This is a genomic window from Mycobacterium sp. NGS40 (assembly GCF_059812735.1).
In genome coordinates this window covers 89,776-103,386 of record NZ_JCALDG010000011.1, presented here as the reverse complement: position 1 = coordinate 103,386, position 13,611 = coordinate 89,776, and the positions used below count along the sequence as shown (strand labels likewise).

The 13,611-nt window shown below is 65.5% G+C and carries 14 protein-coding genes; 9 read left to right on the top strand and 5 right to left on the bottom strand.

The features are described from left to right. Positions 1–100: 100 nt before the first annotated feature. Genes AC5Y5O_RS18125 through AC5Y5O_RS18115 form a run of 3 tightly spaced genes read right to left on the bottom strand, consistent with a single transcriptional unit; the run spans position 101 to position 2,128 of the window. Positions 101–547, bottom strand: a complete 447-nt coding sequence (locus tag AC5Y5O_RS18125; protein WP_096290293.1) for a nitroreductase family deazaflavin-dependent oxidoreductase — start codon at positions 545–547, stop codon at positions 101–103. A gap of 10 nt (positions 548–557) precedes the next feature. After that, positions 558–956, bottom strand: coding sequence for a DUF8021 domain-containing protein (locus AC5Y5O_RS18120; protein ID WP_500026364.1), 399 nt, complete (start codon positions 954–956; stop codon positions 558–560). An 8-nt stretch (positions 957–964) separates the two neighbouring features. Then, positions 965–2,128, bottom strand: coding sequence for a steroid 3-ketoacyl-CoA thiolase (locus AC5Y5O_RS18115; RefSeq protein ID WP_500026362.1), 1,164 nt, complete (start codon positions 2,126–2,128; stop codon positions 965–967). A gap of 132 nt (positions 2,129–2,260) precedes the next feature. Here AC5Y5O_RS18115 and AC5Y5O_RS18110 point away from each other — a divergent pair, with 132 nt between their 5' ends. The 7 genes from AC5Y5O_RS18110 (at position 2,261) to AC5Y5O_RS18080 (ending at position 9,169) form a co-directional block, all read left to right on the top strand. After that, positions 2,261–3,511, top strand: coding sequence for a cytochrome P450 (locus tag AC5Y5O_RS18110; protein WP_096290290.1), 1,251 nt, complete (start codon positions 2,261–2,263; stop codon positions 3,509–3,511). Then, the gene (locus tag AC5Y5O_RS18105; protein WP_500026358.1) at positions 3,511–4,536 is read left to right on the top strand and encodes an acyl-CoA dehydrogenase family protein; all 1,026 of its coding nucleotides are present in this window, start codon (positions 3,511–3,513) and stop codon (positions 4,534–4,536) included. Before AC5Y5O_RS18110 ends, AC5Y5O_RS18105 begins: the two co-directional genes overlap by 1 nt. Further along, positions 4,527–5,690, top strand: a complete 1,164-nt coding sequence (fadE29, locus tag AC5Y5O_RS18100) for an acyl-CoA dehydrogenase FadE29 (RefSeq protein ID WP_500026354.1) — start codon at positions 4,527–4,529, stop codon at positions 5,688–5,690. Before AC5Y5O_RS18105 ends, fadE29 begins: the two co-directional genes overlap by 10 nt. Further along, a complete protein-coding gene (locus tag AC5Y5O_RS18095; RefSeq protein ID WP_500026350.1) occupies positions 5,687–6,643 on the top strand; it encodes a bifunctional MaoC family dehydratase N-terminal/OB-fold nucleic acid binding domain-containing protein in 957 nt (318 codons plus the stop codon). The genes fadE29 and AC5Y5O_RS18095 overlap by 4 nt, the downstream gene beginning before the upstream one ends. Next, positions 6,640–7,041, top strand: a complete 402-nt coding sequence (locus AC5Y5O_RS18090) for a MaoC family dehydratase (protein WP_096290286.1) — start codon at positions 6,640–6,642, stop codon at positions 7,039–7,041. The genes AC5Y5O_RS18095 and AC5Y5O_RS18090 overlap by 4 nt, the downstream gene beginning before the upstream one ends. Next, on the top strand, positions 7,041–8,210 hold the full coding sequence (ltp2, locus tag AC5Y5O_RS18085) for a 17-hydroxy-3-oxo-4-pregnene-20-carboxyl-CoA lyase (RefSeq protein WP_096290285.1): 1,170 nt from the start codon (positions 7,041–7,043) through the stop codon (positions 8,208–8,210). Before AC5Y5O_RS18090 ends, ltp2 begins: the two co-directional genes overlap by 1 nt. Before the next feature lie 113 nt (positions 8,211–8,323). Continuing rightward, entirely contained in the window at positions 8,324–9,169 is an 846-nt protein-coding gene (locus AC5Y5O_RS18080) for a type IV toxin-antitoxin system AbiEi family antitoxin (RefSeq protein WP_500026340.1), read from the top strand. A 62-nt stretch (positions 9,170–9,231) separates the two neighbouring features. On the opposite strand, the gene chsH3 is transcribed toward AC5Y5O_RS18080, so the two are convergent. Together chsH3 and kstD are read right to left on the bottom strand one after the other, a co-directional pair. Then, entirely contained in the window at positions 9,232–10,092 is an 861-nt protein-coding gene (gene chsH3 / locus AC5Y5O_RS18075; RefSeq protein ID WP_096290283.1) for an enoyl-CoA hydratase ChsH3, read from the bottom strand. Between the two features lies 1 nt (position 10,093). Then, entirely contained in the window at positions 10,094–11,776 is a 1,683-nt protein-coding gene (kstD, locus tag AC5Y5O_RS18070; protein ID WP_096291393.1) for a 3-oxosteroid 1-dehydrogenase, read from the bottom strand. Positions 11,777–11,848: 72 nt separating this feature from the next. Between kstD and AC5Y5O_RS18065 the strand changes: the two genes are divergently transcribed. Continuing rightward, a complete protein-coding gene (locus tag AC5Y5O_RS18065; RefSeq protein ID WP_500026336.1) occupies positions 11,849–12,634 on the top strand; it encodes a 2-keto-4-pentenoate hydratase in 786 nt (261 codons plus the stop codon). A 60-nt stretch (positions 12,635–12,694) separates the two neighbouring features. After that, a complete protein-coding gene (locus AC5Y5O_RS18060) occupies positions 12,695–13,609 on the top strand; it encodes an acetaldehyde dehydrogenase (acetylating) (RefSeq protein ID WP_096290281.1) in 915 nt (304 codons plus the stop codon). Positions 13,610–13,611 lie beyond the last annotated feature (2 nt).

Genomic DNA, 13,611 nt, shown 5'->3' with positions numbered 1-13,611 from the left:
ACGCGGTCGTGTCCTGTTGTTGGCGGGTCTTCACGCGAAGGCATGCGGCCGGTACGGCGCGGACGGTCGGCCGACGCTCCCGGTGTACGGGGGCCCAGGCCTACGGGTCGCAGATGACGATCGGGATCACCCGCTCGGTCCACGACCGGTAGTCGCCGAACGACGGGTACATGGCGTCCAACTTCGGCCAATATTCTGCACGCTCCGCCTCGGTGGCGTCGCGTGCCGTCAACTGCAGGACTTCGTCCTTAATCTGTACCGAGACTTTGGGATTGGCCTTGAGGTTGAGATACCACATGGGGTGCTTGTCGCTACCGCCCCGTGATGCGACCAGGATCACGCGGTTGCCCTCGCGCAGGTAGAGCAGCGGGCTCACCCGGGGCTCACCGGTCTTGCGACCTGTCGTCGTCAGCAGTGCGACCGGCGCCTTCTGGAAGACGCCGCCGAGCTTTCCGTTGCTGATCTTGTAGATCCACGCGTTGCCCTTCGACATCCACTTGATGAAGAAGCCGACGGCGGGTGAGTTGAGAGATTTGGGTTTTTCCATGTCGTAGTCCCTAGCGCTGAATGAAGGGGTGGAACCGGACCCTGATGTGGTGGATTTCTGCTTCCCCGCTTGGGCTGTCGGCAGGGATCACGAACGTCTCGTCAACCCGTGCGCCGAGGCGGCGTCCACCGAACGCCGCCTTGGTCAGCACGTTGTATTGGGCACTTACCTCGTCACCGTTGATGGAATAGTCCGGCGGCGTGGTCCCGGCGAGCAACCGGTACTGCGGTCCGCGAGTGAGGCTGCGCCGCAGGTGATTTCCGGAGAAGCCGTTCTTGAATCCCTGCTCGATGCGGGTGCACCCCGGCGCGAACGGAACCGCATCGCCGGCGTGGCTGACTAGGGCGTCGATGTATGCCTGCGCCGCGGCGATACGGTTCTTCTCCGAAACCGGCTTTGTGACAAGCACTTCTGGTGCTAGATGCGCTCGATGATGGTGCCGGTGGACAGCGCGCCGCCCGCACACATCGTGATCAGCGCGGTGGTCTGATCGGTGCGCTCCAGTTCGTGCAGCGCGCTGGTGATCAGCCGGCTGCCGGTGCTGCCCACGGGATGGCCCAACGCGATCGCGCCGCCGTTGACGTTCACCTTGTCCATGTCGGGGTTGTGCACCCGCGCCCAGGACAGCACGACCGAGGCGAAGGCCTCGTTGATCTCGGTGATGTCGATGTCGCCCATCTTCATCCCGGCCTTCTCCAGCACCTTGGCGGTCGACTGCACCGGCCCGTCCAGGTGGTAGTACGGCTCGGCGCCAACGAGCGCCTGGCTGATGATGCGGGCCCGCGGCTTCAGGCCCAGTGCCTTGGCCTTGTCCTCGTCCATCCATAGCACCGCGGCCGCGCCGTCGGAGATCTGCGACGACGTACCCGCCGTGTGGATCCCGCCCTCGATCACCGGCTTCAGCGAGGCCAGACCCTCCAGCGTGGTCTCGCGCAGGCCCTGGTCCTTGGTCACGACGTGACGGTCGCTGGTCGGCTGCTTGTTCTCGTCAAGCACCGGCGCCTCGATGCCGCTGATCTCGCGGTCGAACCGGCCTTCGGCCCACGCCTGCTGGGCCTTGCGCTGCGAGTCGAAGCCGAACTGGTCGATGTCCTCGCGGCTGATGCCGCGACGCTTGGCGATGCGCTCGGCGGCGGTGAACTGATCCGGCAGATCGATGTCCCACGACGCCGGCCGAAGGATCCCGCGATCGGGTCCGGCGTTGGCGCCCAGCCCAACTCGGCTCATCGCCTCGATGCCGCAGGCGATGCCGATGTCGATGGCACCCACCGCGATCAGGCCCGCGATCAGGCCGTTGGCCTGCTGGCCGCTGCCGCACTGGCAGTCCACGGTCGCAGCGCCCACGTGCTCCGGGAGCCCGGCAACCAGCCAGCTCACCCGGGTGATGTTGTTGGACTGCTCGCCGAACTGCGTGACGCAGCCGCCGATGACTTGCTCGACGTCGCCGGCTTGGATGCCGGCCTTCTCCACGAGAGCCTTCTGCGTGGCGCCCAGTAACTCGGTGGCGTGCAGACCGGACAGCCACCCGTTCCGCTTACCGATGGGGCTACGTGTGGCTTCGACGATGACAGGGTTACCCATTCCGTCAGGCTAGAACACGTTTCATTACTCTGACAAGCGAGGATGCCCGGGCGGCTTTTATCAGCGCAGGAGCCGTGTTTTACTGGCACTAGAACACGTTGCAATTGGCCTTGTAAAAGGAGCGCACGCTACATGGCACCCCCCAACATTCCCGCAGACTTCGACTTTCTGGACCCCGACGTCAACCTGGCCGGGCTGCCGGTTGCGGAGCTCGCCGAGCTACGGAAGGCCGAGCCCATCCACTGGGTGGACATCCCGGGCGGTTCGGGCGGCTTCGAGGACAACGGTTACTGGATTGTCACCAAGCACGCCGACGTCAAGGAGATCTCGCGCCGCAGTGACGTCTTTTCCAGCTGGCAGAACGGCGCTATCCCGACGTGGCCGCCGGAGATGAAGCGTGAGCAGGTGGAGCTGCAGCGCAGCGTCATGCTGAACATGGATGCGCCGCACCACACCCGGCTGCGCAAGATCATTTCCCGCGGGTTCACCCCCCGGGCCATCGGACGGCTGGAAGCCGAGCTCGCCCAACGTGCGGAGAACATCGCTAAAACTGCCGCCGCGGAGGGCAGCGGCGACTTCGTCGAACAGGTCTCGTGTGAGCTACCGCTGCAGGCCATCGCCGGCCTGCTCGGCGTTCCACAGGAGGACCGCGACAAGCTGTTCCGCTGGTCCAACGAGATGACCGGGGGTACGGACCCCGAGTACGCGACGGTCGACCCGGCGCAGTCCTCGATGGAACTGATCACGTACGCGATGGCGATGGCGGCCGAGCGCAACGAGAACCCCACCGACGACATCGTTACGACGCTGGTCCAGGCCGACATCGACGGCGAGAAGCTCTCCGACGACGAGTTCGGTTTCTTCGTGGTGATGCTCGCGGTCGCGGGGAATGAGACCACTCGTAACTCCATCACCCACGGCATGATCGCGATGGCGAACAACCCGGATCAATGGGAGCTGTTCAAGAAGGAGCGCCCGTCGACCACCGCCGACGAGATCATCCGGTGGGCCACCCCGGTCTCGGCCTTCCAGCGCACCGCCAACGAGGACGTCGAGCTGGGTGGTGTGCTGATCAAGAAGGGGCAGCGAGCGGTGATGTCCTACCGGTCGGCCAACTTCGACGAAGAGGTGTTCGACGACCCGCACTCGTTCAACATCCTGCGCGACCCGAATCCGCACGTCGGCTTCGGTGGCACCGGCGCGCATTACTGCATCGGCGCGAACCTGGCCCGGATGACCATCAACCTGATCTTCAACGCGGTCGCCGACCACATGCCGGACCTGAAACCGCTTTCGGAACCCGAACGGCTACGGTCCGGTTGGCTCAACGGCATCAAGCACTGGCAGGTCGACTACACCGGAAAGAGCGCGGTTGCCAACTGATGGACTTCGATCTCACTGCAACGCAGCAGGCTGTCGCCGACGTGGCTACGTCGGTCCTTCAAAAAGATTTGGGCTGGGACGCTTTGGTGCGCGGTGGTGTGACGGCGCTGCCGGTGCCGGAGCGCCTGGGCGGTGACGGCGTAGGTCTGGCCGAGGTTGCCACGGTGCTGACCGAGGTCGGCCGGCACGGCGCCATCACGCCGGCATTGGCCACCCTGGGCTTTGGCGTGGTGCCGCTGGTGGATCTGGCCTCCGAAGAACAGCAGGAACGGTTCCTGGCCGGTGTCGCCGAGGGCGCAGTATTGACCGCGGCGCTCAACGAGCCCGGCTCGGCGCTGCCCGACCGGCCGGCCACCACATTCGCCGACGGGCGGTTGTCGGGCACCAAAGTCGCTGTGGCATATGCCGAACAAGCGGATTGGATTGTCGTGACCGCCGACAGTGCGGTGGTTGTGGTGTCGCCGAAGGCCGACGGGGTGGAGCTGGTTCGTACCCCGACGTCAAATGGTTCCGATGAGTACACGGTGACCTTCGCCGCGGTCGCGATTCCCGACACCGACGTGCTCGGCGGCGCCACCGCTCGCCGGATCAACGAGCTGGCGCTCGCGGCGATCGGCGCCTTCACCGACGGCCTGGTGGCCGGTGCACTGCGGCTGACCGCCGACTACGTGGCCGGGCGCAAGCAGTTCGGCAAGCCGCTGTCGACCTTCCAGACCGTGGCCGCGCAGTTGGCCCAGGTCTACATCGCTTCGCGCACCATCGGTTTGGCCGCGAAGTCGGTGGTGTGGCGGCTGTCCTTGGGGGGCGAACCTGCCCCCCAATTGCAGGCCGATCTCGATGTGCTCGGATACTGGATCGCGTCGCAGGCCCCGCCGGTGATGCAGACCTGCCATCATTTGCACGGCGGCATGGGTATGGACATCACTTATCCTATGCACCGGTACTACTCCACGATCAAAGACCTGTCCCGCCTGCTGGGCGGGCCATCTCATCGCCTCGATCTGGTGGGAGCGCAATGTTCATAGATCTGACTCCCGAGCAGCGTGCGCTGCAAGCGGAGCTCCGCGAATACTTCTCGAATCTGATTACGCCCGAAGAGGCGAAGGCGATGGAGTCCGACCGGCACAACGAGGCCTATCGCGCGGTGATCCGGCGGATGGGCCAGGACGGCAAGCTCGGGGTCGGTTGGCCAAAAGAGTTCGGCGGCTTGGGGTTCGGCCCGATCGAGCAGTCGATCTTCGTCAACGAGGCGCATCGCGCCGACGTGCCGTTGCCCGCCGTGACGCTGCAGACGGTCGGCCCGACCCTGCAGCAGTACGGCAGCGAGTTGCAGAAGAAGAAGTTCCTACCGGCGATCCTCGCCGGTGAGGTGCACTTCGCGATCGGCTACAGCGAACCCGAGGCGGGAACCGACCTGGCATCGCTGCGGACGTCGGCCGTGCGCCAGGGCGACGAGTACATCGTCAACGGCCAGAAGATGTGGACCACCGGAGGGCATGACGCCGACTACATCTGGCTGGCCTGCCGCACCGACCCGGAAGCCGTCAAGCACAAAGGTATTTCGATCCTGATCGTCGACACCAAGGATCCCGGCTTCTCCTGGACGCCGGTCATCCTCTCCGACGGCGCCCACCACACCAATGCGACGTACTACAACGACGTCCGGGTGCCGGTCGACATGCTCGTCGGCGAGGAGAACGGCGGCTGGCGGCTGATCACCACGCAGCTCAACAACGAGCGGGTGATGCTGGGTCCGGCCGGCCGTACCGCCGGCATCTACGACCGCCTTCATTTCTGGGCGTCCAAGCCGGGCGGGAACGGGGTCACTCCGATCGACCACGATGACGTCAAGCGCGTGCTCGGCGAGATCTACTCGATGTGGCGGATCAACGAGCTGCTCAACTGGCAGGTGGCCGCGGCCGGCGAGGATATCAACGTCGCGGATGCCGCGTCGACGAAAGTCTTTGGTACCGAGAGCATTCAGCGTATCGGCCGGCTGGCCGAGGAGATCGTCGGCAAATACGGCAACCCGGCGGAGCCCGACACCGCCGAGCTGCTCGAATGGCTCGACTCGCAGACCAAGCGAAATCTGGTGATTACCTTCGGTGGAGGCGTGAACGAGGTGATGCGCGAGATGATCGCGGCGGCCGGCCTCAAAGTGCCGAGGGTGCCTCGATGACCGATATCAAGGAAGCGGTCGCGGAGATCACCGCCACCGTTGTCGCCGCCCCGCGCGATGCCCGGGATCCGGTGAATCAGCCGATCATCAACAACTGGGTCGAGGCTCTCGGCGACGCCAATCCGATCTATGTCGACGAGGCCGCCGCCAAGGCTGCGGGTCATCCGGGAATCGTGGCTCCACCGGCCATGATTCAGGTGTGGACGATGTTCGGCCAGGGTGGGGAGCGCCCGACCGACGACCCGATGGGCCCGATCATGCAGCTGTTCGATGACGCCGGCTACATCGGCGTGGTCGCGACCAACTGCGAGCAGACCTACCACCGGTATCTACGTCCCGGTGAGCAGGTCACGATCCATTCCGAGATGCGTGACGTCGTCGGCCCGAAACAGACCGGGCTCGGCGAGGGCTGGTTCATCAACCAGCACATCACCTGGCGGGTGGGTGACGAAGATGTAGCCGAGATGGCTTGGCGCATCCTGAAATTCAAACCTCGCGAGGATTCGGCTACCGATACCGCCTCCGTCCCTGCCGACCTGGACGCCGATGCCATGATGCGTCCGGCGATGTCGCGTGACACCGCCTTCTTCTGGGAGGGCGTCAAAGCCCACGAGTTGCGCATCCAGCGGCGGCCCGACGGTAGCCTGCAGCACCCGCCGGTGCCGGCCGTGTGGCAGGACAAAGCCGACCCCATTGACTTCGCGGTGGCCAGTGGTCGTGGCACGTTGTACAGCTATGTGGTGCACCACGCGCCGAAAGTGCCGGGCCGCACGCTGCCCTTCGTAATCGCGCTGGTCGAACTGGAAGAGGGCGTTCGTATGCTCGGCGAGCTGCGTGGGGTCGACCATGCCGCAATCAAGATCGGAATGCCGGTTCGCGCAACCTACATCGACTTCCCGGCCGGTGAGTCCGGCCCAGCGTGGAGCCTGTACGCCTGGGAGCCGGACGCATGAGCGCACCTGTCGTGGAGGTGGGCACCGTACTGCCCGAACTCAAGCTCGAAGGCACCCCCACCTTCATCATCTCAACGGCGTTGGCCACCAGGGACTTTCAGGATGTGCACCATGACCGGGACCTGGCGCAGGCCAAGGGTTCCAAGGACATCTTCGTCAACATCCTGACCGACACGGGGCTGGTGCAGCGCTACGTCACCGACTGGGCGGGACCGACGGCCCTGATCAAATCGATCGGGCTGCGGCTTGGAGTGCCGTGGTATGCCTACGACACCGTTACCTTTTCCGGTGAGGTAACCGCCGTCGAAGACGGCCTGATCACGTTGAAGGTGTTCGGCCGCAACAGTCTTGGCGATCACGTCATCGCGAACGTGACGCTCACGATCGGGGGTGCCTGATGTTGTCGGGTAAGGCCGCGATCGTCGGCATCGGTGCCACCGACTTCTCCAAGGACTCCGGCCGCAGTGAGCTACGGCTGGCGGCCGAGGCGGTTCTGGATGCGCTGGACGACGCGGGCCTTAGCCCGTCCGACGTCGACGGGTTGACCACCTTCACGATGGACACCAATAACGAGACCGCGGTGGCGCGCGCGACCGGCATCGGTGACCTGAAATTCTTCGCCCAGACCGGTTATGGCGGGGGTGCGGCGTGCGGGACCATCCTGCATGCGGCGATGGCCGTGGCGACCGGTGTGGCCGACGTCGTCGTCGCCTACCGCGCGTTCAACGAACGCTCGGGCATGCGCTTCGGCCAGGTGCAGACCAGGCTCGTGGGAAATGCTGGTGTGCAGGCTGATTCGACCGCTGCCGACAACTCGTTCTCGTATCCGCATGGGCTATCGACACCGGCGGCACAGGTTGCGATGATCGCCCAGCGGTACATGCACTGGTCCGGGGCGACCAGCCGCGACTTCGGCGCTATCTCGGTGGCCGACCGCAAGCACGCCGCCAAGAACCCCAAGGCGTACTTTTACGAGAAGCCGATAACCATTGAGGATCACCAGAATTCGCGGTGGATCGCCGAACCGCTGCGGCTGTTGGACTGCTGCCAGGAGACCGACGGAGCCGTCGCAATTGTGGTGACGTCGCCGGAGCGGGCGAAGGACCTCAAGCAGCGGCCGGCGATCATCGAGGCGGCGGCTCAGGGGTCCAGCCCCGACCAGTACACGATGGTCAGCTACTACCGCCCCGAATTGGGTCTCCCCGAGATGGGGTTGGTCGGTCAGCAGATGTGGCAGCAGTCCGGTCTCAAGCCGACCGACATCCAGACCGCGATCCTCTATGACCACTTCACGCCCTTCACGCTGATCCAGTTGGAGGAGTTGGGTTTCTGCGGTCGCGGCGAGGCCAAGGACTTCATCGCCAATGGGGCGGTCGAGATGGGCGGGCGGCTGCCGATCAATACCCACGGCGGCCAACTCGGCGAGGCCTACATCCACGGCATGAACGGCATCGCGGAGGGTGTGCGGCAGCTGCGGGGCACATCGGTGAACCCGGTGCCCGACGTCGAGCACGTACTCGTCACCGCCGGAACGGGTGTGCCCACCTCCGGTCTGATCCTCGGCTAGCTCTCTACTCCTGCATACGCCCGGCTGGACGGGCGTTCGGCGCCCAACGCTCGGCTAGCCGGGCTCTCGACAGCTGAAGTGACGGCAGCGGTTTGGCGTGCGACTCTGCGCTTGTGGGTGGGCCGTTTATCGGGAGCGAAGCCGTTGCGGCTGGATTGCTGAGCAAGAGCCAGTTGGAGACGCGCTACTTACGGCTCTTTCGAGGCGTCTACATCGATCGCGACGCCGACATCACCGTAGCGGTCCGCGCCGAGGCCGGGTGGTTGTGGACCGGACGTCGGGGAGTTGTAGCGGGGTTCTCGGCGGCCGCGTTGCACGGGAGCAAGTGGGTCGATGACAGACGAGCCGTGGAGCTGATCCATGACAACCACCATTGCCCGGCGGGGATACAGCTGCACAGAGACGTTGTCGAGGCGGACGAAATCGAAATGATCGACGGCCTCGCGGTGACATCCCCGACGAGAACAGCGCTGGACCTCGGTTGCTGGTATCCAACCACGACCGCCGTGGCGGGTATAGACGCGTTGGCTGGAGCGACGGAAATCAAGGCGGCTGACGTAGAGCTGCTGGCCCGCAGGTACGGGGGACGCCGGGGCATCGCGCGAGCACGACGGGCGGCGGATCTCTTCGATGGCGGGGCACAGTCCCCGAAGGAGTCGTGGCTTCGCATCGTGCTGATCGAGGCCGGCTTGCCGCGGCCGCAAACGCAGATTCCGGTGTTAGACGAATGTGGCAGTGCCTTCGCGTATTTGGACATGGGGTGGGAAGAGTTGAAAGTCGCCGTGGAGTACGACGGCGATCAGCACCGCAGCGATCGAAGGCAATACAGCTGGGACATCCGGCGACTGGAAACGCTCGAGCGGCTCGGCTGGATTGTCGTCCGAATAGTCGCGGGGGACCGGCCTGGCGACATCGTTCGCAGGGTTCGTGCCGCGCGTGCCGACCGAGTCCCCCGCTAGCCGGGGGCACGAACTCTCAGGCCCGGCTAGCGGGGCGCTCGGCCGAAAGGCAGCAAACGCAATTACGCCGGGAGGAGCTCGACGCCGGACAGCACCACGGCGTTCTCGCGGGCCGGCGCGACCACGCTGGCCACGAAACGGCCGTCGTCTTTCCAGATGCCGACCTTGAGCGTCTCGCCCGGGAACGCGACACCGGCAAAGCGCGCACCGTACGCGGCCACTGCACCAGCGTCGCCGTCCAGCAATGCGTCGGTGATGGCCTTGCAGGTCATGCCGTAGGTGCACAGGCCATGCAGGATCGGCTGGGGAAAGCCTGCGGCAGCAGCGAATTCGGGGTCAGAATGCAGCGGATTACGGTCGCCGCACAGCCGGTACAGCAGCGCCTGCTGCGGCAGGATCGCCAAGTCCACCTCGAGGTCCGGAGCCCGATCGGGCGCGCCGTCCGACGACGACGGCCCGCGCTCGCCACCGAATCCACCTTCACCGCGGGCGAAGATCGACCGCCGCTGCGTCCACAGCACGGTGCCGTCGGGCGCGGTCGCCGTCGTCTCGCTCCAGATCACCGCGGCCTTGCCCTTGTCCCAGATATCGGTGAACCGGGTGACGGCCGTGGCCGAACCCGACGGCGGCAGCGGCCCGGGCACCTCGATGCGCTCGCTGGCGTGCAGCACCTTGCTCAGCTCTATGTCGATGCCGGGGAACTGCACCGTCGGCGGCTTGGTCATGTGGAACGACGCCGCGACATTGCCGAACGTCGGCAGGACCTGCGGGGTGTCGTCGACCAGGTAGCGCAGCTCGCGTGGATCCATCGGATCGGCGCCCGCGCCCAGCCCCAGGTGATACAGCTGAATATCGCTACTGGACCAAGAGAATTCGAGCGGCTCCAGCTCGGCGGCCAGCGCGACGTCCACGTCGATCGGCATGTCAGTTCTCTCCTGCGATGTGCAGCGCGGCGAGGTACCCGAAGGTCATCGCCGGCCCGATGGTGCCGCCCGGACCCGGATAGGTGTGCCCCATGACCGGTGCGCTGACGTTGCCCGCGGCGTAGAGGCCATCGATGATGCTGCCGTCGTCGCGCAGCGCGCGGCCGTGAACATCGGTGCGGATGCCGCCCTTGGTGCCCAGATCGCCGGGCACCATCTTGGCGGCGTAATACGGCGCGTGGGTCAGCTCGCCGAGGTTGGGGTTGGGCTTGTTGGTGGGGTCGCCGTAGTACTTGTCATAGGCGCTCTCACCACGGTGGAAGTCCTCGTCGACTCCGGAGCGGGCAAAGCCGTTGAACCGCGCCACGGTCGCGGTGAACGCGGCGACGGGTAAGCCCGCCTTCTCGGCCAGCTCTTCGAGTGTGTCGGCCTTGATGATGACGCCGGATTCCATCCACTTAGTCGGAATGCGCTGTCCGGGCTGCAGTCCCGCGAAGATGTAGCGGTCCCGGTACTGCTGGTCGAACACCAGCCACGCGGGAATGTTCTCGCCCGGCCCGGGGCCCTGGCCGAATTCGCCGCCGTACATGTGGTGGCAGGCCTCGACGTAGGGCATCGACTCGTTCATGAACCGCTTGCCGGACATGTTGACGATGATCGACCCCGGCGAGTTGCGCTCCGACAACGCGAACCACGGCGCGCCCACCAGCGGAACCGTGGGCCCCCACCAGGCGTCTTCCATGATATCCAGTGCGGCGCCGAGCTTTTCGCCCGCGATGATGCCGTCACCGGTGTTGGCCTTGGCCCCGACCGTCCACTCGGTAGTGATCGGCGCGCGCTGGTACTTCACCCGCATCTGCTCGTTGTGCTCGAAGCCGCCGCTGGCCAGGATCACGCCGCGCCGGGCCCGGATCAGCTGCGGATCAGCGGATTCCGCCGAACCGGTGGCGCGTACATACACTCCGCGCACCACGCCGTCCTCGACGTACAGATCGGTCAAAGCGGTATTCAGCTGCACCGGAACCCCGGCGCGCTGCAACCCGATCCGCAACGGGGCGATCAGGGCACGGCCCATACCGACCAGGTTCTTACCGGTCGACTTCGCCCACATGGTGCGCGCCCCGACCTTCAAGCTACGCAGCACCCCCCGCGGGTGTCGCTTCAGCATGTTCAGCCGCACGTAATCCTGCTGCATCACAACCACATTGAGGGGCACCTTGCCATAAGCAGGCTCGAGCCCGGCTTCGTCTTCACCGAGCTTGCGCGCGTCGAACGGCTTGGGCTCGATCGAGCGCCCCTCCGCCCGGCCGCCGGGCGCCTCGGGGTAGTAGTCCGAGTACTTCGGCACCCAACACATCTTCAGCGGCGTGTTCTTGAGCACGAACGACAGCATCTCGGGACCGCGCTGCAGGTAGGTGTCGATCCGCTCCGGCTCGACCACTTTGCCGACGATTCCGTGTAGGTAGGTGCGGGCGGCCTCGGGCGTGTCACGGACGCCGTCGCGCTTGAGGACCTCGTTGTTCGGGATCCAGACGCCGCCCCCTGAGCGTGCGGTGGAGCCGCCGAAATGCGGGGCCTTCTCGATGACTAATGTCGAAAGGCCTCGGTGCGCGGCGGCGAGGGCAGCCACCATGCCGGCTCCGCCGCTTCCGACCACGACGACGTCGTACTCCTGCGCTGTCATGTAGAACACGTTATAGAATTGCCCGGGCTGGCCGCTACCGGCCCGGTCAAACGGACGAGGGGACTTCGGTAAATGCTCAGTGTTGCGACCCGCGACGAGCTGGCGGCCGACCTGGCGCAGGCCGAGCGCAGCCGTGAACCGATCGCTCCGTTAACGTCCGCGCACCCGGATATCGACGTCGTCGACGCCTACGAGATCCAGCTGATCAATATCCGCCAGCGGGTTGCTGAGGGTGCGCGGGTGCTGGGCCACAAAGTCGGCCTGTCCAGCAAAGCGATGCAGCAGATGATGGGCGTCGACGAGCCGGACTACGGTCACCTGCTCGACGAGATGCAGGTGTTTGAGGACGTCCCGGTCAAGGCGGACCGCTTCCTCTACCCGCGAGTCGAGGTGGAAGTCGGTTTCATCCTGGCTGCCGACCTGCCGGGCGCCGGGTGCACTGAGGAGGATGTGCTGGCGGCCACCGAAGCCCTGGTGCCCTCGATCGAGTTGATCGATACCCGGATCACCGACTGGAAGATCGCGTTGTGTGACACCATCGCCGACAACGCCTCCTCGGCCGGTTACGTGCTGGGCAAGGCCCGGGTGTCACCCGCGGACATCGACGTCACGGCGATCGATGCGGTGCTGACCCGCAATGGTGAGGTGATCGCCGAGGGCCGCAGCGATGCCGTGCTGGGCAATCCGGTGACGGCGGTGGCATGGCTGGCCCGCAAGGTGGAAAGCTTTGGGGTACGGCTGCGTCAAGGTGACGTCGTGCTTCCGGGTTCTTGCACCAAGGCGATCGATGCCCGCCCCGGTGACGACTTCGTCGCCGAATTCACGGGCCTGGGTTCGGTCCATTTGTCGTTCGAATAGGCTCGGATTAGTTTTGAATCAGTTGATTTAACGCCTGAAAGAGCAGCGAAAGGCAGCATCATGCCGTCAAAGGCGAGTGTGGCGATTGTCGGGTCGGGAAATATCAGCACCGATCTGCTTTATAAGCTCCTGCGGTCCGACTGGCTGGAACCGCGCTGGATGGTGGGCATCGACCCGCACAGCGAGGGCCTGGCGCGGGCCCGCACGCTGGGTTTGGAGACCACCCATGAGGGGGTGGACTGGCTGCTGGCGCAGTCGGAGAAACCCGACCTGGTGTTCGAGGCCACCAGCGCCTATGTGCACCGGGACGCGGCGCCGAAATACGAGGCCGCCGGGATCCGGGCCATTGATTTGACGCCGGCCGCGGTGGGTCCGGCGGTGATTCCGCCGGCGAACCTGCGCCAGCACCTGGACGCCCCGAATGTCAACATGATCACCTGTGGCGGGCAGGCCACCATCCCGATCGTGTACGCGGTCAGCCGCGTGGTGGCGGTGCCCTACGCCGAGATCGTCGCGTCGGTGTCGTCGGTGTCGGCGGGGCCGGGCACTCGGGCCAACATCGACGAGTTCACCAAGACCACCAGCAAGGGCGTGCAGACCATCGGTGGAGCCGCGCGGGGCAAGGCGATCATCATCTTGAACCCGGCCGATCCGCCGATGATCATGCGCGACACCATCTTCTGCGCGATCCCTGCCGACGCCGACCGCGACGCGATCGCCCAGTCCATCAAGGACGTGGTCGCCGAGGTGCAAACCTACGTGCCCGGATACCGGTTGCTCAACGAGCCGCAGTTCGACGAGCCGTCGGTGGTCAACGGTGGCCACCACGTGGTCACGACGTTCGTCGAGGTCGAGGGTGCCGGTGATTATCTGCCGCCGTATGCCGGCAATCTCGACATCATGACCGCGGCGGCCACCAAGGTCGGCGAAGAGATCGCCAAGGAAACGCTGGCGGTCACAGGAGCGCAGGCATGAGT